The sequence below is a fragment of the Sanguibacter inulinus genome (assembly GCF_013415325.1).
GTDB classification, from domain to species: Bacteria; Actinomycetota; Actinomycetes; order Actinomycetales; family Cellulomonadaceae; genus Sanguibacter; species Sanguibacter inulinus.
In genome coordinates this window covers 51992-69537 of record NZ_JACBYE010000002.1, presented here as the reverse complement: position 1 = coordinate 69537, position 17546 = coordinate 51992, and the positions used below count along the sequence as shown (strand labels likewise).

22 protein-coding genes are annotated in these 17546 nt (G+C 69.2%); 21 read left to right on the top strand and 1 reads right to left on the bottom strand.

The annotated features are described in order from the left end of the window. Position 1: 1 nt before the first annotated feature. The 21 genes from rplX to HZZ10_RS01205 all read left to right on the top strand — a co-directional run bounded on the left by rplX (position 2) and on the right by HZZ10_RS01205 (position 16545). Positions 2-352: a 50S ribosomal protein L24 gene (gene rplX, locus HZZ10_RS01305; RefSeq protein WP_012867933.1), complete on the top strand. Its 351-nt coding sequence runs from the start codon at positions 2-4 to the stop codon at positions 350-352. Then, entirely contained in the window at positions 352-921 is a 570-nt protein-coding gene (gene rplE, locus HZZ10_RS01300; RefSeq protein ID WP_012867932.1) for a 50S ribosomal protein L5, read from the top strand. Before rplX ends, rplE begins: the two co-directional genes overlap by 1 nt. A gap of 1 nt (position 922) precedes the next feature. Next, positions 923-1108: a type Z 30S ribosomal protein S14 gene (locus HZZ10_RS01295; protein WP_012867931.1), complete on the top strand. Its 186-nt coding sequence runs from the start codon at positions 923-925 to the stop codon at positions 1106-1108. 75 nt (positions 1109-1183) lie between these two features. Beyond that, positions 1184-1582 carry a 30S ribosomal protein S8 gene (gene rpsH, locus HZZ10_RS01290; protein WP_012867930.1) on the top strand — a complete coding sequence of 133 codons (399 nt, stop codon included), beginning with the start codon at positions 1184-1186 and terminating at the stop codon, positions 1580-1582. A 24-nt stretch (positions 1583-1606) separates the two neighbouring features. Then, positions 1607-2146 carry a 50S ribosomal protein L6 gene (rplF, locus tag HZZ10_RS01285; RefSeq protein ID WP_056128700.1) on the top strand — a complete coding sequence of 180 codons (540 nt, stop codon included), beginning with the start codon at positions 1607-1609 and terminating at the stop codon, positions 2144-2146. 2 nt (positions 2147-2148) lie between these two features. Then, a complete protein-coding gene (gene rplR / locus HZZ10_RS01280) occupies positions 2149-2520 on the top strand; it encodes a 50S ribosomal protein L18 (RefSeq protein ID WP_056128702.1) in 372 nt (123 codons plus the stop codon). 40 nt (positions 2521-2560) lie between these two features. After that, positions 2561-3232, top strand: coding sequence for a 30S ribosomal protein S5 (rpsE, locus tag HZZ10_RS01275; protein ID WP_056128705.1), 672 nt, complete (start codon positions 2561-2563; stop codon positions 3230-3232). After that, a complete protein-coding gene (gene rpmD, locus HZZ10_RS01270; protein WP_012867926.1) occupies positions 3232-3414 on the top strand; it encodes a 50S ribosomal protein L30 in 183 nt (60 codons plus the stop codon). Before rpsE ends, rpmD begins: the two co-directional genes overlap by 1 nt. 2 nt (positions 3415-3416) lie before the next feature. Next, a complete protein-coding gene (rplO, locus tag HZZ10_RS01265; RefSeq protein ID WP_179912126.1) occupies positions 3417-4046 on the top strand; it encodes a 50S ribosomal protein L15 in 630 nt (209 codons plus the stop codon). Positions 4047-4267: 221 nt separating this feature from the next. After that, on the top strand, positions 4268-5557 hold the full coding sequence (gene secY, locus HZZ10_RS01260) for a preprotein translocase subunit SecY (protein WP_056128707.1): 1290 nt from the start codon (positions 4268-4270) through the stop codon (positions 5555-5557). After that, on the top strand, positions 5554-6138 hold the full coding sequence (locus tag HZZ10_RS01255; protein WP_056128712.1) for an adenylate kinase: 585 nt from the start codon (positions 5554-5556) through the stop codon (positions 6136-6138). The genes secY and HZZ10_RS01255 overlap by 4 nt, the downstream gene beginning before the upstream one ends. A gap of 16 nt (positions 6139-6154) precedes the next feature. Next, on the top strand, positions 6155-6994 hold the full coding sequence (map, locus tag HZZ10_RS01250) for a type I methionyl aminopeptidase (protein WP_179912125.1): 840 nt from the start codon (positions 6155-6157) through the stop codon (positions 6992-6994). Positions 6995-7164: 170 nt separating this feature from the next. Continuing rightward, entirely contained in the window at positions 7165-10074 is a 2910-nt protein-coding gene (locus tag HZZ10_RS01245; RefSeq protein WP_179912124.1) for a LuxR C-terminal-related transcriptional regulator, read from the top strand. Positions 10075-10269: 195 nt separating this feature from the next. Next, positions 10270-10491: a translation initiation factor IF-1 gene (gene infA, locus HZZ10_RS01240; protein WP_012867920.1), complete on the top strand. Its 222-nt coding sequence runs from the start codon at positions 10270-10272 to the stop codon at positions 10489-10491. 60 nt (positions 10492-10551) lie between these two features. Continuing rightward, positions 10552-10665: a 50S ribosomal protein L36 gene (gene rpmJ / locus HZZ10_RS01235; protein WP_009740505.1), complete on the top strand. Its 114-nt coding sequence runs from the start codon at positions 10552-10554 to the stop codon at positions 10663-10665. 214 nt (positions 10666-10879) lie between these two features. Further along, entirely contained in the window at positions 10880-11254 is a 375-nt protein-coding gene (gene rpsM, locus HZZ10_RS01230) for a 30S ribosomal protein S13 (protein WP_056128718.1), read from the top strand. Between the two features lie 94 nt (positions 11255-11348). Next, entirely contained in the window at positions 11349-11756 is a 408-nt protein-coding gene (gene rpsK / locus HZZ10_RS01225) for a 30S ribosomal protein S11 (RefSeq protein ID WP_056128719.1), read from the top strand. A 162-nt stretch (positions 11757-11918) separates the two neighbouring features. Continuing rightward, on the top strand, positions 11919-12923 hold the full coding sequence (locus HZZ10_RS01220; RefSeq protein ID WP_056128722.1) for a DNA-directed RNA polymerase subunit alpha: 1005 nt from the start codon (positions 11919-11921) through the stop codon (positions 12921-12923). A 58-nt stretch (positions 12924-12981) separates the two neighbouring features. Further along, the gene (gene rplQ / locus HZZ10_RS01215; protein WP_056128725.1) at positions 12982-13527 is read left to right on the top strand and encodes a 50S ribosomal protein L17; all 546 of its coding nucleotides are present in this window, start codon (positions 12982-12984) and stop codon (positions 13525-13527) included. Positions 13528-13682: 155 nt separating this feature from the next. Further along, complete coding sequence (locus tag HZZ10_RS01210; RefSeq protein WP_179912123.1) at positions 13683-15788, top strand: DUF6541 family protein; 2106 nt, start codon at positions 13683-13685, stop codon at positions 15786-15788. 19 nt (positions 15789-15807) lie between these two features. Next, a complete protein-coding gene (locus tag HZZ10_RS01205) occupies positions 15808-16545 on the top strand; it encodes an alpha/beta fold hydrolase (RefSeq protein ID WP_235533816.1) in 738 nt (245 codons plus the stop codon). A gap of 61 nt (positions 16546-16606) precedes the next feature. Here HZZ10_RS01205 and HZZ10_RS01200 read toward each other — a convergent pair whose 3' ends face one another. Further along, entirely contained in the window at positions 16607-17377 is a 771-nt protein-coding gene (locus HZZ10_RS01200) for an ROK family protein (protein WP_179912122.1), read from the bottom strand. Positions 17378-17546 lie beyond the last annotated feature (169 nt).

Genomic DNA, 17546 nt, shown 5'->3' with positions numbered 1-17546 from the left:
CATGGCGAAGATCAAGAAGGGCGACACGGTGATCGTGATCGCCGGTCGTGACAAGGGCAAGACTGGTCGCGTCCTCGAGGTCCTCACGGACTCCGACCGCGTCATCGTCGAGGGTGTCCAGCGCGTCACCAAGCACGTCAAGGTCGGCCAGACCCAGCGTGGGACCCGCACGGGCGGGATCGAGTCTGTCGAGGCTCCGATCCACGTCAGCAACGTGCAGTTCTACGACGCCGAGGCAAAGCGCGGCAAGCGCATCGGTGCCCGCACCGAGCAGGTCGAGCGAGACGGTCGTACTCGTACGGTCCGTGTCCGCGTGACCCGCGGTCACGGCGACACCGCGAAGGACATCTGATGAGCACCGAGACGTACGCGAAGGCACAGCCTCGCCTCAAGGCCCGCTACGCCGCGGAGATCCTCCCGGCGCTCCACGAGGAGTTCTCGCACGAGAACGTCAACCAGGTCGCCGGTCTCACGAAGATCGTCGTCAACATGGGTGTCGGAGACGCTGCGAAGGACGCCAAGCTGATCGAGGGCGCCATCCGCGACCTCACAGCCATCACCGGTCAGAAGCCGCAGGTCACGAAGGCCCGCAAGTCGATCGCCCAGTTCAAGCTTCGCGAGGGGATGCCCATCGGCGCCCACGTGACGCTGCGCGGCGACCGCATGTGGGAGTTCGCCGACCGTCTGCTGTCGATCGCGCTCCCGCGTATCCGTGACTTCCGTGGGCTCTCGCCCAAGCAGTTCGACGGACACGGCAACTACACGTTCGGTCTGAACGAGCAGTCCATGTTCCACGAGATCGACCCCGACAAGGTCGACCGCGTTCGCGGTATGGACATCACCATCGTGACGACCGCGACCACCGACGCTGAGGGCCGTTCGCTCCTGAAGCGTCTCGGCTTCCCCTTCAAGGAGCTCTGACATGGCGAAGAAGGCCCTGGTCAACAAGGCAGCCGCAAAGCCCAAGTTCGCGGTTCGTGCCTACACCCGGTGCCAGAAGTGCGGTCGCCCGCACTCTGTGTACCGCAAGTTCGGACTCTGCCGTATCTGTGTGCGCGAGATGGCGCACCGCGGCGAGCTTCCCGGCGTCACCAAGAGCAGCTGGTAACAACTACGTCGTAGGTCCGGACGGTGCCCGTAGAGGCACGGACCGGATACCCCGGCGAGGAAGGGCTACAGCCCAATGACGATGACCGACCCGATCGCAGACATGCTCACGCGTCTGCGTAACGCGAACTCGGCTTACCACGAGACGGTTCAGATGCCGTTCTCGAAGCTGAAGTCGCACATTGCTGAGATTTTGCAGGCCGAGGGATACATCTCCGGCTGGACCGTCGAGGACGCGCCCGTGGGCAAGTACCTCACCATCCAGCTGAAGTTCGGCCCGAGCCGCGAGCGTTCGCTCGCCGGCATCCGCCGTATCTCGAAGCCTGGTCTTCGTGTGTACGCGAAGTCCACGAACCTGCCGAAGGTCCTCGGCGGTCTGGGTGTGGCGATCCTGTCCACGTCCTCAGGCCTCCTGACCGACAAGCAGGCCGCACAGAAGGGCGTGGGTGGGGAAGTCCTCGCCTACGTCTGGTAATCGGAAGACGGAGAGGAGATAGCCATGTCCCGTATCGGCAAAGTCCCCGTCCCGGTTCCTTCCGGAGTGGACGTCAGCATCAGCGGAGCGCTGGTGACGGTCAAGGGTCCCAAGGGAACCCTCGAGCACGTCATCCCCGCCCCCATCGAGGTCTCGCTCGCTGAGGACGGTGCCCTCGCGGTCACCCGTCCCAACGACGAGCGCACCTCACGCGCCCTGCACGGGCTCACCCGTACGCTCCTGGCCAACATCATCACCGGTGTGACCCAGGGCTACGAGAAGAAGCTCGAGATCGTCGGCACCGGTTACCGCGTGACGGCAAAGGGTTCCGACCTCGAGTTCGCACTCGGCTTCAGCCACCCGGTGGTCATCTCGGCCCCCGAGGGCATCAGCTTCGCCGTCGAGGCCCCGACCAAGTTCTCGGTCAGCGGCATCGACAAGCAGCAGGTGGGCGAGGTCGCCGCGAACATCCGCAAGATCCGCAAGCCTGAGCCTTACAAGGGCAAGGGTGTGCGTTACGCGGGCGAGATCGTCCGTCGCAAGGCCGGAAAGGCTGGTAAGTAACCATGGCTCTCAAGATCATGGGCAAGGGCAAGGCCGTCGCGCGTCAGCGCCGCCACTTCCGCCTGCGCAAGAAGATCTCGGGCACGGCTGCTCAGCCGCGTCTCGTGGTTACCCGCTCTGCTCGTCACATGACCGCTCAGGTCGTGGACGACACAGTCGGCAAGACCGTCGCCTCGGCGTCGACCCTCGAGGCCGACCTTCGTGCCTTCGACGGCGACAAGACCGCCAAGGCTCGCAAGATCGGCGAGCTCGTCGCCGAGCGTGCCAAGGCCGCTGGCGTCGAGGCAGTCGTCTTCGACCGCGGGGGCAACAAGTACCACGGCCGAGTGGCAGCTGTCGCCGACGGGGCCCGCGAAGGCGGTCTGGCCCTGTGATGACGCGAACCACTTCCGCATCGAAGCAAAGGACTCTCTGATGGCTGCAGGGCAGCGCAGCACCACCGGCGCCCCCACGGGCGGCGCCACCACCGAGAACAACAACAGCGACCGTAGGAACGACCGTCGCGGCGGAGGCCGCGGCGGAGACGGTCGTCGCGGTGACGCCGCTGAGAAGAGCGCTTTTGTCGAGCGCGTCGTCACCATCAACCGTGTCGCCAAGGTCGTCAAGGGTGGTCGTCGCTTCAGCTTCACCGCTCTCGTCGTGGTGGGTGACGGCGACGGAACCGTCGGCGTCGGCTACGGCAAGGCCAAGGAAGTTCCCGCGGCCATCGCCAAGGGTGTCGAAGAGGCCAAGAAGAACTTCTTCAAGGTCCCTCGTATCCAGGGCACGGTTCCTCACCCCGTCACGGGCGAGGCAGCCGCTGGTGTCGTCTTCCTCCGTCCGGCCGCACCGGGAACCGGTGTGATCGCCGGTGGACCGGTCCGCGCCGTGCTGGAGTGCGCCGGCATCCACGACGTGCTCTCGAAGTCCCTCGGGTCCTCGAACGCCATCAACATCGTCCACGCGACGGTGGCGGCGCTCCGCGGCCTCGAGCTCCCCGAGCAGGTTGCTGCTCGCCGTGGCCTTCCGCTCGAGCACGTCGCCCCGGCGGCCATGCTCCGTGCGCAGGCAGCGGGCAAGGCTCCGGCAGCAGAGGCAGGTGCATGATGGCCCGTCTCAAGGTGACCCAGGTCAAGTCCGCCATCGGCGGCAAGCAGAATCAGCGCGACACCCTGCGCACTCTGGGCCTCAAGCGGATCGGTGACACCGCCGTGAAGGAAGACCGCCCGGAGATCCGCGGGATGGTCGTCACGGTGGCGCACCTCGTCACCGTCGAGGAGGTCGAGTGATCATGGCTGAGAAGTCAGACAAGAAGGACGCGGCCGTCGAGACCGACGCACCCGTGAAGAAGACGGCTGCCAAGAAGGCTCCTGCTGCGAAGTCTGCAGCCGAGGCGCCCGCCAAGGCAGCCCCGAAGGCGAAGACGACCAAGGCCGCCAAGGCTGAGGCTGTCGAGCCGGTGGCCGCAGCCGGTGCAGGTGGGACCCTCAAGGTCCACCACCTGCGTCCTGCTCCGGGTGCCAAGACCGCCAAGACCCGCGTGGGTCGTGGTGAGGCGTCCAAGGGTAAGACCGCTGGACGCGGGACCAAGGGCCAGAAGGCCCGCTACCAGGTTCCTGAGCGCTTCGAGGGTGGACAGATGCCGCTGCACATGCGGCTTCCGAAGCTCCGTGGCTTCAAGAACCCGTTCCGCACCGAGTACCAGGTCGTGAACCTGGAGAAGCTGTCGGCGCTCTACCCTGAGGGTGGATCTGTCACGGTGGACGACCTTGTCGCGAAGGGCGCCGTCCGCAAGGGCGAGCTCGTCAAGGTCCTCGGCACGGGCGAGCTGACCGTGAAGCTCGACGTGACGGTCGACCGTCTCTCGGGCTCCGCCAAGGACAAGATCCTTGCAGCTGGCGGTTCCGTCTCACAGGCATGACACACACAGCAGGGCCGGCAGCGCACACGCGCTCCCGGCCCTGCTGTCGTCTGCGGGTCCAGATGTCCGGGTCCGACCAGGCCATCCACTAGACTCGTCCAGTCACACCCGCGCCGCTGGAGTCAGCGGCACGCGATCGACAGGCGCCGAGCACTCGGTGCCGACTCCACACGCCGCACAGACGGTGACGACTTCCCGCCTCGGCGGACCAGGAGGACTTGGTGCTCAGCGCATTCGCAAGGGCGTTCCGCACGCCCGACCTGCGGCGCAAGCTGCTGTTCACGATCTCGATCATGGCGCTGTTCCGTGTCGGCTCCTTCGTGCCGTCCCCGGGCATCGACTACGGGAACGTGCAGGCCTGCCTCGCCGACGGTGGCAGCGGAGAGCTCCTCGGTCTGGTGAACCTCTTCAGCGGCGGCGCGCTGCTGCAGCTGTCGATCTTCGCGCTCGGCATCATGCCGTACATCACCGCGAGCATCATCGTCCAGCTGCTCCGCGTCGTGATCCCTCACTTCGAGGCGCTCCACAAGGAGGGCCAGTCGGGTACAGCGAAGCTCACGCAGTACACCCGCTACCTCACCATCGGCCTCGCCGTCCTGCAGGCCACGACCTACGTGACCATGGCACGCAACGGTCAGCTGCTGCCGGGCTGCGACGTCATCCCGAACGACAGCTTCATGACCTCGCTGCTCATCGTCATCACGATGACCGGTGGCGCAGGCCTGATCATGTGGCTCGGTGAGCTCATCAGCGAGCGTGGCGTCGGCAACGGTATGTCGCTGCTGATCTTCACGTCGATCGCCGCGAGCTTCCCGCCCGCGCTCTTCTCGATCGCCGGCGGTGCCGGTGGCGTGCAGAAGTTCATCATCGTCATCCTGGTGACCCTCGTGGTCGTCGCGCTGGTCGTCTTCGTCGAGCAGTCCCAGCGACGCATCCCGGTCCAGTACGCCAAGCGCATGGTCGGTCGCAAGATGTACGGCGGCTCGACCACGTACATCCCGATCAAGATCAACATGGCCGGCGTGATCCCCGTGATCTTCGCGTCCTCGCTGCTCGCGGTCCCGGCACTCATCGCCCAGTTCGCGGCGCCCGAGGCCGGCTGGGTGCAGTGGGTCCAGCGCAACATCGCGCTGCCCGAGGCACCTCTGCACATCGTGCTCTACGTGCTCCTCATCCTCTTCTTCTGCTTCTTCTACACGGCCATCACGTTCAACCCGGACGAGGTCGCCGACAACATGAAGAAGTACGGCGGGTTCGTGCCCGGCATCCGTGCCGGCCGTCCGACCGCCGAGTACCTCGACTACGTCATCACGAGGATCACCTCGGCCGGAGCGATCTACCTCGCTCTGATCGCGCTGATCCCGACCATCACGTTCCTGCTGCTCGACGTCAGCACCAACATCCCGTTCGGTGGTACGTCGATCCTCATCATCGTCGGTGTCGGTCTCGAGACCGTGAAGCAGATCGACTCCCAGCTGCAGCAGCGTCACTACGAAGGGTTCCTCCGTTGAGCGCACGCATCGTCCTCCTCGGCCCTCCCGGAGCGGGAAAGGGCACCCAGGCCGCGCGCCTGGCCGAGTCGCTCCAGATCGAGGCGATCTCGACAGGCGACATCTTCCGCTCGAACATCAAGGGCGAGACCGAGCTCGGTCTGCTCGCCCAGCAGTACACCGCGAAGGGCGAGCTCGTCCCCGACGAGGTCACCAACGCCATGGTGCGCGACAAGCTCGCCTCCAAGGTCGCTGCGGGGGAGCAGGGGTTCATCCTCGACGGCTACCCGCGCAACGTGGCCCAGGTGGCCGAGCTCGACACGATCCTCACAGACCTCGGGCTGACGCTCGACGGGGCCGTCGAGATCACCGCCGACCCTGAGATCGTCGTCGAGCGGCTCCTGGGCCGTGCGGAGATCGAGGGTCGTGCGGACGACACCGAACCCGTCATCCGGCACCGTCTGTCGGTCTACGCCGAGCAGACGGCGCCGATCGCACGGCTGTACGCCGAGCGTGGCGCCCTGGCCCAGGTCGACGGCATCGGTTCCGTCGACGAGGTCACCACCCGCCTGCTCGGTGCGCTCGACCAGCTGCACTCCTGAGAGACAGAAGACCACGATGTTCGGCCGCGAGAAGATCGAGTACAAGACACCTGAGCAGGTGTCGTGCATGCGCAGGGCCGGGCTCGTGGTCGCCGCGGCCCTGAGGGCTGTCGAAGACGCTGCGGCTGCGGGCCTGACCACAGCAGATCTCGACGCCGTGGCCGCGGCCGTGATCGCCGATGCCGGCGCCACGGCGTCCTTCCTCGGGTACGAGGGCTTCCCGGCGACGGTCTGCGTCTCGGTCAACGACGCCGTCATCCACGGCATCCCCGGCGGCCGGGTCCTGGTCCACGGGGACCTGGTCTCGGTCGACTGCGGAGCGATCGTCGACGGCTGGCACGCCGACGCCGCGGTGTCCTTCGTCGTCGGGGGAGAGGTCGCTGCAGACCCGCGCGACCTGGCGCTCATCCGTGCCACGGACGACGCGATGTGGGCCGGCGTGGCAGCTCTCGCGTCGGGGGAGCGTCTGAGCGCTGTCGCGAACGCTGTCGACGACTCGATCACCGATGCCGCCGAGCGTGACGGTGCCCGCTACGGGATCGTCGAGGACTACGTCGGGCACGGTATCGGTACCGCGATGCACCAGCCCCCGGACGTGCTGAACTACCGCACCCGAGAGCGCGGCGCGAAGATCCGCCCCGGGATGTGCCTCGCGGTCGAACCCATGGTCACCCGTGGCGACCAGCTGACCCACGTCTGCGAGGACGACTGGACCGTGGTCTCGAGCGACGGGTCGAGGGCCGCCCACTGGGAGCACACCGTCGCGATCCTCGAGGACGGACTCTGGGTCCTCACGGCCGAAGACGGCGGCGCAGCCCGCCTCGCGGCCCTGGGTGTGGAGATCGCCCCGGTCTGACGCGGTTCGGGCGGGCGAACTCCGCCCGATCGTCTTCCCACCGTCGAGGCCGTGGCGGTAGCCTCGCGATTCCTGGGCGAGCCAGGGCCTCCCGTCCTTCGAGCAGAAGGACCGACGAGCAGGGCGACCAGATGTCGTGGGATTCCGAGCACCGGGGGGCTGGGGGTGGCATGCGCCCCCCGAGGCTCCCTCGTGCGCCCTCGGTCCTCGTCGGCAAGCCCGCACTGACGTCGTTGCTCGACCGCCACGAGCCGCTCACGGTGATCTGCGCGCCCAAGGGCTACGGCAAGACGGCGCTCGTCAGCTCGTGGGCCCGCGCACGGACCCCCGGTCACGACCTCGTCTGGGTGTCGTGCAGGCTGCCGTCGGTCCTGGCGGACGGGATGCCCGCCCCGTTCTGGGCGCGGCTCGCGGCCGAGCTGTGGCGCGCCGGGCTGAGCGCCGTCGAGCCAGGCCTCGTGCCCGGGCGGAGCGACGTGGTCGCAGCGATCGCTGGACGCACCGAGCCGCTCTGCGTGGTCGTCGACGACTTTGACGACAACCCTGACCCGCACGTCGCCGGGGAGATCCTCGAGCTCGTCCAGCGGTTCGACCTGCTGTACGTGGTGGTGCTGGCGCGGAGCCCGCGGACCACCGAGCCGCTCCTCGCCTCGACCGTCGACTCGGTGGTCCTCGGACCCCAGGACCTCTTGCTCGGGGTCGACGACACCACCCGCCTCGTCGCGGCCCTCGGTCACGACCTCTCGAGCGAGTCGGTCCGGTCACTCGTCCGGGCGACCGGTGGATGGGCCGCGCTGCTGCGTGCCGTGCTCGTCGGCTCTGGTCCGCGGGCTCGCCCTGGAGGACGGTCCCGGTCAGACCTCGCGACGCGGGCCGACGGACCTGCTGTCGAGGCCACAGGTCGACCGGCCGTGGTGCCGGCGACACCGGCAGTGCCGAGCCACAGGCTCGACCTCTCGGCGGGGCTCCCCTATCTCAGATCGGTCTGGGACGAGCTCGCCGACCCAGCGCTCAAGCGTTTTGTGCAGCTCACGGGCTTCATCGGGCCTTTCACGGTCGACGACGCGACCTGGACCACAGGCCTGCGTGACTGCGCGGACATCGTCTGCGGGCTCGTCGACGTCGGTCTGCTCGTCCAGGAGACCGCAGGCACGCAGGTGCGGCTCAGGTACGTCGAGGCTGTCGCCCTGGCGGCGACGGAGATCTTCCGTGCTGAGGAACCGCGCCGGTACAGGGTCGCCCAGCGCCGCATGGCACGGCTGCGGACGACCCAGGGGCGGGTCGGCGAGGCTGTCGAGCACCTGCTCGAGGCGCGGACCTGGGAAGCCTGTGCCGAGCTCGTCGAAAGTCACTGGGCGACCCTGGTCGCCGAGCACCCGGATGTCGTCGCCGACGTGGTCGAACGGGTCCCCGCGACTGTGCTGGCCCGCCACCCTCGCCTCGGGATCGCGCACGCGCACCTGCTGCCCGTGCTCCGTCCCCAGCGCGGCGACCCTGGTGGCGCGGCGCACGACGCTGTGCGCGGGCTGCGGGCAGCCGGTCCTGGCTCCGCGGCTGACGGCACCGGTCCGGCCGCCCAGGCGCTCGGCTCGATGGAGGAGGGACTGGCGCAGATCGTCACGCTGCGCCTCACCGGTGACTACGGCGCCGCGACCCACCTCGCAGAGCAGGCACAGGTGGGCGTCGGGCCGATCCTCGACGGTGCGGACGCGGCCGCCCAGGGGGAGCTCGCCCCGCTGCTCTACGAGTGGGCGGTGACACGGTTCCTCGCCGGAGACGTCGAGGGCGCGCTCTCGGCCTTCCGTCAGGGGGCTGGTCTCGCGCGCAGCGCTGGCAGGCCGCTCGTGCTGCGGGAGTCTGCGGTCGGTGCCGCCCTGTGCTGTGCGCTGCTCGGCTATCTGGAGCAGGCTGAGGAGTGGCTGCTCGAGGTCCCCGCCGTCGTCTCAGAGCTCGGCCGGGCCAGCACTGCAGGCCGCACGGCCGACGGACGAGGGGTCCAGACCGTCCGGGCGATCGTCGCGCTCGAGCGCCTCGAACCGTCCAGCGGGACGGCTCTGCTGCCGCCCGGCGATCCTGGTGGTGCGTCCGGGCTCGGTGTCGTGGTCATCGCGGTCCGGTCGCAGATCGCGCTGCGGGACGGCACCCACTACGAGGCTCTGGCGGAGGTCGAGGCGGCGCGGCAGGCTCTCGAGGGCAGCAGCGCGTCACGCAGCCTGCGGGAGTCTCTGCTGGCAGGGGCTGCGGTCGAGCTGTACCTCGGGCTCGGGTACGTCTCGCGGGCTCGAGCAGCTGTCGCGGGCATGGACCGGCGGTACGAGGCCGTCGCGCTCGCCTGCGCCCGGACAGACCTCGTCGCGGGGGACCTGGACGAGGCCGTCGACAGGTGCACGGCGTGGTTGGCCACGCACCTCAACGGCCCGCGGATGCGTCTCGACCTGCTGCTGGTGCTCGCCGCGGCCGAGCTCGGCCGCGGGCACAGGCACGAGGCTGCCGTCGCGCTCGAAGAGGCTGTCGCCCTCTTCCGGGCGACCGGGCTGCTGCGCAGCTTCCTCAAGGTCCCGCGGGAGGTGCTCGAGGACCTGGCTGCGCAGGTGCCTGCGGTCCGCGCGGTCCTCGACGCACCGGGCTTCGCCGAGAGCGACAGCGTGTTCCCCGGGGAGTCGCCGCGCGCCAGGCTCAGCAGCCGCGAGATGCAGGTGCTGCGCAGCCTGGCCGAGAGCCCGTCGCTCGCGAGCGTCGCCCGCTCGCTGTTCTTGTCCGCCAACACCGTCAAGACGCACCTGCGGAGCATCTACCAGAAGCTCGGGACCCACTCGAGCGTCGAGACCGTCGAGAAGGCGCGCGACCTGGGGCTGCTCGACGACCCCGCCGGGGAACCCGGCGCCGGGGGAGCACGAGGCCCTGGGGACGCCGGTCGGCGAGGTGGACCAGGCGGCCGAGGCGGGTCGGGCGGCCGGGGGAGGAGGGGCGGCGGCAGGGGCGCCGCGCCCACCGGGCGTGCAGGCGACGAGCGCCCGCACGACGACGCCGAGGACGACGCGGAGGACGAGGCCGACTACGAGGACGACGACATGGCATGACGTGCGGCACAGTTTTCCTGTTTCGGGTCTCGTGCCGTAAGATGTTTCGTTGGGTGTGTAGTGCTCGCGCACTTCCACCTCCACTCCACGGTCTCGACAGCTGGCAACAGCTGCAGACCACGTCTCCCGGACCCGTTCCGGGCGTGGCCGACGCGGCCGTGGGCAGGATGTTCGTCACGAGAGTTAGCGGAGGATATGGCGAAGAAGGACGGTGTCATCGAGATCGAGGGCAGCGTGGTCGAGGCGCTGCCGAACGCGATGTTTCGCGTGGAGCTTGCCAACGGTCACAAGGTGCTCGCTCACATCTCGGGCAAGATGCGACAGCACTACATCCGGATCCTCCCCGAGGACCGCGTAGTGGTCGAGCTGAGCCCGTACGACTTGTCCCGTGGCCGGATCGTCTACCGCTACAAGTAACCACCACTCGATCAACTGCTGTCTTGCGCGCATGCGCCACACGGCGGCGGAGGAACCACGATGAAGGTCAAGCCCAGCGTCAAGAAGATCTGCGACAAGTGCAAGGTGATCCGCCGGCACGGTCGCGTCATGGTCATCTGCGAGAACCTGCGTCACAAGCAGCGCCAGGGCTGAGAGGCCTCGGTGCTCTAGGGCACATGCTTCACAGATCGACCAGTGCCTGTCCGGCGGGCTGAACAACCGGGCACGCACGACCCAGCGCACCACCAACGGCTGGCACGGAGAGATCCGCGACCAGGCGTCACCCTCGGCTCGGAGGCCGGGGCTCGCAAATCCGCGAGAGATGGTGCGGCAGACCTCCGAATGCAGTACAGGAGCCGGAAGGCACATGGCACGTCTTATCGGTGTCGACCTCCCCCGCGACAAGCGGCTCGAGGTTGCACTCACCTACATCTTCGGCGTCGGCCGTACCCGCGCCCAGCAGACGCTGGCAGCGACGGGCATCAGCCCCGACGTCCGCGTGAAGGACCTCGGCGACGCCGAGCTCGTCTCGCTCCGTGACTACCTCGAGGGCAACTACAAGCTCGAGGGTGACCTTCGCCGTGAGGTTGCTGCTGACATCCGCCGCAAGGTCGAGATCGGCTGCTACGAGGGTCTGCGCCACCGCCGCGGCCTGCCCGTGCGCGGACAGCGCACGAAGACCAACGCGCGTACCCGCAAGGGCCCCAAGCGCACCGTGGCCGGCAAGAAGAAGGCCCGCTAGCAGCCAGTAGTTCGCCGGGAGCCGGCGGTTCTACATCGGCCGCCGAACACCTCTCCCGCGATCCGAAGACCTCGAGCAAGGAAAGAAACAGCACATGCCTCCCAAGACTCGCGGCGCCCAGAGCGCACGCAAGCCTCGCCGTAAAGACAAGAAGAACGTCGCCATCGGCCAGGCGCACATCAAGAGCACCTTCAACAACACCATCGTGTCCATCACGGACCCGTCCGGTGCGGTCATCTCCTGGGCCTCCTCCGGCCAGGTCGGCTTCAAGGGTTCGCGCAAGTCGACCCCGTTCGCCGCGCAGCTCGCCGCCGAGGCCGCTGCACGCCGTGCGCAGGAGCACGGCATGAAGAAGGTCGACGTCTTCGTCAAGGGCCCCGGCTCCGGGCGCGAGACCGCGATCCGCTCCCTCCAGGCCGCTGGCCTCGAGGTCGGCTCGATCCAGGACGTCACCCCCCAGGCGCACAACGGCTGCCGCCCGCCCAAGCGCCGCCGCGTCTGACCTGACCGGTCGTCACCGCCGAGACGGTGCTCTGCCCACGTGCCCCGCACGTGGGCAGAGCACCGTCACCCGGCAGCAAGCTGCAGGTCCCGGCGAGGAGATCTTCGTCCCGGGTTCGTGATGCGTCATATAGCGGACGCATGCTGAAAGGAACACACCCACGTGCTTATCGCACAGCGCCCCACACTGACCGAAGAGGTCATCTCGGAGAGCCGCTCACGCTTCTCCATCGAGCCGCTCGAGCCTGGCTTCGGCTACACGCTCGGCAACTCGCTCCGTCGCACGCTGCTCTCGTCGATCCCCGGCGCTGCAGTCACCTCGATCCGGATCGACGGTGTGCTCCACGAGTTCACCACCGTCCCCGGTGTCAAGGAAGACGTCACCGAGATCATCCTCAACGTCAAGAACCTCGTCGTCTCCTCGGAGAACGACGAGCCCGTCGTGATGTACCTGCGCAAGCAGGGCTCCGGTGTGGTCACCGCCGCGGACATCGTCCCGCCGGCGGGCGTCGAGGTGCACAACCCCGATCTGCACATCGCGACCCTCAACGACAAGGGAAAGCTCGAGATCGAGCTCACCGTCGAGCGTGGACGTGGCTACGTCTCTGCCCAGCAGAACAAGTCCTTCGACGCCGAGATCGGCCGCGTGCCGGTCGACTCGATCTACTCGCCGGTCCTTAAGGTCACGTACAAGGTCGAGGCGACCCGTGTCGAGCAGCGCACCGACTTCGACAAGCTCATCGTCGACGTCGAGACCAAGCAGGCCATCAGCCCCCGCGACGCGCTCGCGTCGGCTGGTAAGACGCTGGTCGAGCTGTTCGGCCTGGCCCGTGAGCTCAACGTCGAGGCCGAGGGCATCGAGATCGGCCCGTCGCCGACCGACGCCGCGCTGGCCGCTGACCTGGCGCTCCCGATCGAGGACCTCCAGCTGACGATCCGTTCGTACAACTGCCTCAAGCGCGAGGGCATCCACGCCGTGGGTGAGCTCGTGGCACGCAGCGAGGCAGACCTGCTCGACATCCGTAACTTCGGTGCGAAGTCCATCAACGAGGTCAAGGACAAGCTCGCCGAGCTCGGCCTGTCCCTCAAGGACTCCCCGCTGGACTTCGACCCCTCGACCGCCGACTACTACGACGGCGACGACACGGAAGACGAGCAGTACACCTGACGTCTGAGTCGTCCGCGCGAGCGGCCGGCACACCCCCACCTTTCTAGGAGCACACACCATGCCTACCCCCACCAAGGGTGCGCGTCTCGGCGGAAGCCCGTCCCACGAGCGCCTCATCCTCAAGAACCTCGCGACGAGCCTCTTCGAGCACGGCCGCATCACCACCACGGTGACCAAGGCCAAGCGCCTGCAGCCCTTCGCCGAGCGCCTCATCTCGAAGGCGAAGCGCGGAGACCTGCACAACATCCGCCAGGTCGCCAAGACCATCAACTCCAAGACGGTCAACCGTCCCGGCGAAGAGGGCGACGCTGCGACCACGCTGCACCGCCTCATCACCGAGATCGCCCCGGCCATGTCCGAGCGCAACGGTGGCTACACCCGCGTGACGAAGGTCGGCAACCGTAAGGGCGACAACGCCCCCATGGCCGTCATCGAGCTCATCCTCGAGCCCGTGAGCGCCAAGCAGTCTGTCGTCCGCGAGGCCGAGAAGGCCGCGAAGAAGACCGCCCCGAAGGCTGCCAAGGCTGACGAGGCACCCGCGTCCGAGGCTCCGGCCGCTGACGCCGAGGCACCGGCAGAGGAGTCGTCCGAGAAGGACGCCTGACGCCGCCCTCGTCCCCAGGGGCGAGTGCCTGAGCTTCATCCACGAGGCCCGGTCCGTGACTCGTCACGGACCGGGCCTCGTGCGCTAACGTCGACCCCGGTGCGCGTGCACGAGCACGTCCACGGGCCGAGAGACGACGACGAGGGGAGCGGTCCGTGTCCTGGATCGAGCTCGTGCCAGCCTTCGTGGCGTGCGCGGCCGTGCTGGTCGCGCCTGGAGCGCTCGTCGCGCGAGCCGCCGGCGTCCCGGCCTGGCTGGCCCTCGGTGCCGGCCCCGGACTGTCGGTCGCCTTCTACGCAGTGCTCGCCGTCGTCCTCGCGAGGTCCGGGGTCGCCTGGTCGCCCGTGACGGTCGGTCTTCTCGCGCTGGGGTGCCTGGTCGTCGTCGCTGCGGTCGCCGTCCTGGCCAGGCGCGCGACCCGCTCTGGGTGGGCGCGCGTCACCGGTCTGCTGCCCGGCGCAGACGGGCTCGGTGCTGGGCCTGCCTGGTCCGGGACGCCGTCAGAGGGTTCGTCTCGCGGCGCAGGCCGACGCTGGGCACCGTCGACGTGGTCGTGGCGGGTCTGGGTCTGTGCCGCGGTCGCGGTGTCCGCTGTCGTGACTGTCGTCCCGACCATGATCGGCATGGGCACGCCGGACGCCCCGCTCCAGCAGTGGGACGCGGTCTACCACCTCAACGGGCTCGCCCTGATCCAGGAGACCGGGGACGCGAGCCAGCTCAACGGGCTCTACGGCGCAGGCGCGAGCGTCTACTACCCGACGGCCTGGCACGCGGCTGTGTCGCTCGTCGTGAGCCTCGGCGGTCCGCTGACTGCCTCGTCGATCACGGCTGCGGCGAATGCCTCGACCCTCGTCATGAGCGTCGTGTGGGTCTTGGGTGCCGCGGCCTTCGCCCGCGCCGTGCTCCCGCACCGACCTGCGGTCACCGTGCTCGCAGCACTGGCCGTCTCGGCCTTCTCGATGTTCCCGACGGTCCAGCTGGCCACCCTCGCGCAGTGGCCCAACGGTCTCGCGACCATGCTGATCCCTGGGGCGGCCGCCGCCGTGGTCACGGCCACGAGGTCGTGGCGGTCCCGCGCGGACCGGACCTCGCCCCCTGTCGCCCGGGTGACCTCTGTGGTCTTGACGGCCCTGGCCCTGGGCAGTGCTGCTGGTGTAGCACTCGCACAGCCGAGCGGCTTCGTGGGGTTGGCGGTGGTCCTCGCGCCCTTCGTGGTGACGGTGCTCGCCGTCGTCGTCCGCGACGCGTGGCGCGGCGGGCGCAGGACTGCGGTGCTCGTGCCGGCCGTCCTCGTGGTGGTCTTCGTGACAGCTGCTGCTCTCGTGCTCAGCCGGTCGTCGGTCCTCGACATGGTCTTCGGCTTCGCACGGGCCCCGCAACGGAGCATCCCCGTGTCGGTCGCCCGGATCCTCACCGACACGGTCCTGACCCCTGTACCCGGCAACATCGTGGTGTCGGTGCTCGTGGTCGTCGGGGCTGTGGTGCTCCTGCGTCGGCGACGGCACCGTTGGCTCGTGGTCTCCGCGGGTCTCGTCGTGGCACTCGCTGCCCTGGCCGCCGGTCCGGAGAACCCACTGAGGCTGGTCACCGGGATCTGGTACACCCAGGCAGCTCGGATCGAGGCTTTCTACCCGGTGCCTGCGGCGGTCCTCGCGGCGGTCGGCGCGCTGGCCGTGGTCGACAGGGTGCGTGCGAGCGGACGGGTCCGGGACAAGGCTCCCGGCGCGCCATGGCTCCGGTCTCCGGTCGCGCTGACAGGCGCGCTGCTGCTGGTCGCCTTCGTGACGTCGGCGGCCTTCCAGGCCCCGCAGCGGGCCGTGAGGTTCGCCCAGGCCTACGACCCGGCGAGCATCCAGTGGGGGACCATGCTCAGCGTCGACGAGCTCGAGCTGATGCGCGACCTGCCGGAGATCGTCGGCGACGACGCCGTCGTGCTGGGGGACCCGTTCAGCGGCGCTCCCTACGCGTGGTCTGTGGGGCGCACCCACGTCGTGCTCCCGCAGCTGAACATCTCCGGGCTCGACCCGGACCGGCAGTACCTCGTCGACCACTTCGACGACGTCACGACAGACCCGAGGGTGTGCGAGGCCGTGCGTGAGCTCGGGGTGACCCACTTCTACGTCGACCGGACGAAGCCTCGCGACGGCGCCAAGCGCAGCCCGCTCGGACCAGCCCTGTCTGAGGTCGACGTGTCGACAGGCTTCGTCCCCGTCGCCACGGCAGGGGACGCCGCTCTCTACGAGCTGACGGCCTGTGGTTGACGTGCCGACAGTGCGTGGGGTGCAGGCCGGGCTCCCTGTCGTGCTGGTCCACGGCATCCGGACCTCGTCGACCATGTGGCGGGCGCAGGTCGCCTCCCTCGAGGCCGCGGGGCGTCGTGTCCGGGCGGTCGACCTCCCGGGGCACGGCACCCGCCTCGGGGAGCCCTTCACGCTCGCCGCCTGCGACGCCGTGATCGCCGAGGCCGTCGACGACCTGGGCGGCGAGGTGCTCCTCGTCGGGCTGTCGCTCGGTGGGTTCTTGTCGGTCGAGTTCGCGGACAAGCACCCTGACGCCGTGCGCGGGCTGGTCGCCGCCGGCTGCTGCACAGACCCCCGGGTGCCGCTGCGGGCCGCGTGGGCGCGGCTCTCCCGCTGGATCGAGCGGACACCGGACTCTGGGGCCCGGTTGAACGCCTTCGTCGTCCGTGCGGCGCTCTCTCCGCAGGCACAGGACGACATCGCGGCCGGCGGCTTCGCGCTCCGCGTGATGTCCGAGGCGCTCGATGCCGTCGGTGGCCTCGACCCGCTCGGCTCCTTGCCGAGGTCGCGGTGCCCGGTGTGGCTCGTCAACGGCGCCCTCGACCACTTCCGCACCCAGCAGGCAGCGTTCCGCAGGGCCGCGGAGCGCTCTGGCCAGCCTGTCCGGACGGTGGTGGTCCCGAGGGCCCGGCACCTGGTCAGCCTCGACGCGCCCGTCGCCTTCACACGGGTCGTGCTCGAGGCCCTCGAGGCTGTCGACCCGTCTGCGCGGCCCTAGACGGCCAGAGCGGCTCACGGATGGCCGGGAGCAGCACCCCCACCCGCGCCTGGCGCACCAGCTATCCGAAGAGGTCCCAGGCCCTGGCGCCGCCGACGAGGGCTGCCGAGTTCGGCACGATGACGACCTCGTCGCCCAGCCTGTCGAGCACAGCCTGGGTGATCCGGCGCGAGTTGCCCCCGCCGATGTACAGCCGGTCCCACAAGAAGACGGGCCGCAGGCCGTCGACGACGCGTGCGACGCGCCTCGACCACAGACCGTCCCCGAGCCTGTGCCGCTCGATCTCGCCGATGTACGCGTCATAGGTGGTGCCGCGTCGCACGGGTGCGTGGGAGAGCTCGAGGTGGGGTGCTACCCGGCCGCCGTCGAAGTGCGCGCTGCCGAGCCCGGTCCCGAGGGTCAGCACGAGCTCGAGGCCTGTCCCCGCGACCACGCCGGCGCCGTGGATCTCCGCGTCGTTGAGCACGAGGACCGGGACACCCAGACGCCCCTCGAGGGCGGCCCTCGCGTCGAAGCCGGACCACAGCTCACGCAGCTCGGGGTCGATCCGCGAGCGAGGACCTGTCCGGGTGATGTAGTGCGGCGTGTGGATCACGACACCGTGCCGGATCATCCCCGGCATCCCCAGGCTCACCCTGTCCGCGGGCGGCAGGTCACGGGCGAGGCCGGCGACGGTGTCCACGAGCAGCTCCGGCGAGAGCGGGTACGGCGTCGGGACCCGGACCGCAGGCGCGTGCGCCGTCCCTGCGGCGTCGAGCACCGCAGCCTTGATGCCGCCGCCCCCGCAGTCGACGGAGAGCGTGAGCGGGGCCGGAGAGCCGGAAACAGACATGAGGTGCAGGATACGTCCGTCCCTGTGCCCGTGGTGTGTCTGAGGCCCTGCCAGGTGGTGTGACGTCCCTCGGTCCGGTGGCGCCCTGGTCCCGCTGCCGCGGCGCAGGCCTCGCTGCCGCTGTCCAGGTGCTGCTGTGCGCAGGGCCCACCGGGGTCCGCCCGGCAGC

Excerpts from the sequence above, each read along its gene's own strand:
- rpmD (WP_012867926.1), top strand. The coding sequence starts at position 3,232 with ATGGCCCGTCTCAAGGTGACCCAGGTCAAGTCCGCCATCGGCGGCAAG.
- infA (WP_012867920.1), top strand. The coding sequence starts at position 10,270 with ATGGCGAAGAAGGACGGTGTCATCGAGATCGAGGGCAGCGTGGTCGAG.
- rplF (WP_056128700.1), top strand. The coding sequence starts at position 1,607 with ATGTCCCGTATCGGCAAAGTCCCCGTCCCGGTTCCTTCCGGAGTGGAC.
- rplR (WP_056128702.1), top strand. The coding sequence starts at position 2,149 with ATGGCTCTCAAGATCATGGGCAAGGGCAAGGCCGTCGCGCGTCAGCGC.
- HZZ10_RS01200 (WP_179912122.1), bottom strand. The coding sequence starts at position 17,377 with ATGTCTGTTTCCGGCTCTCCGGCCCCGCTCACGCTCTCCGTCGACTGC.
- rplE (WP_012867932.1), top strand. The coding sequence starts at position 352 with ATGAGCACCGAGACGTACGCGAAGGCACAGCCTCGCCTCAAGGCCCGC.
- HZZ10_RS01295 (WP_012867931.1), top strand. The coding sequence starts at position 923 with ATGGCGAAGAAGGCCCTGGTCAACAAGGCAGCCGCAAAGCCCAAGTTC.
- rplX (WP_012867933.1), top strand. The coding sequence starts at position 2 with ATGGCGAAGATCAAGAAGGGCGACACGGTGATCGTGATCGCCGGTCGT.
- map (WP_179912125.1), top strand. The coding sequence starts at position 6,155 with ATGTTCGGCCGCGAGAAGATCGAGTACAAGACACCTGAGCAGGTGTCG.
- rpsK (WP_056128719.1), top strand. The coding sequence starts at position 11,349 with ATGCCTCCCAAGACTCGCGGCGCCCAGAGCGCACGCAAGCCTCGCCGT.
- rplO (WP_179912126.1), top strand. The coding sequence starts at position 3,417 with ATGGCTGAGAAGTCAGACAAGAAGGACGCGGCCGTCGAGACCGACGCA.
- rpsH (WP_012867930.1), top strand. The coding sequence starts at position 1,184 with ATGACGATGACCGACCCGATCGCAGACATGCTCACGCGTCTGCGTAAC.
- HZZ10_RS01245 (WP_179912124.1), top strand. The coding sequence starts at position 7,165 with ATGCGCCCCCCGAGGCTCCCTCGTGCGCCCTCGGTCCTCGTCGGCAAG.
- rpsE (WP_056128705.1), top strand. The coding sequence starts at position 2,561 with ATGGCTGCAGGGCAGCGCAGCACCACCGGCGCCCCCACGGGCGGCGCC.
- rpmJ (WP_009740505.1), top strand. The coding sequence starts at position 10,552 with ATGAAGGTCAAGCCCAGCGTCAAGAAGATCTGCGACAAGTGCAAGGTG.
- rpsM (WP_056128718.1), top strand. The coding sequence starts at position 10,880 with ATGGCACGTCTTATCGGTGTCGACCTCCCCCGCGACAAGCGGCTCGAG.
- rplQ (WP_056128725.1), top strand. The coding sequence starts at position 12,982 with ATGCCTACCCCCACCAAGGGTGCGCGTCTCGGCGGAAGCCCGTCCCAC.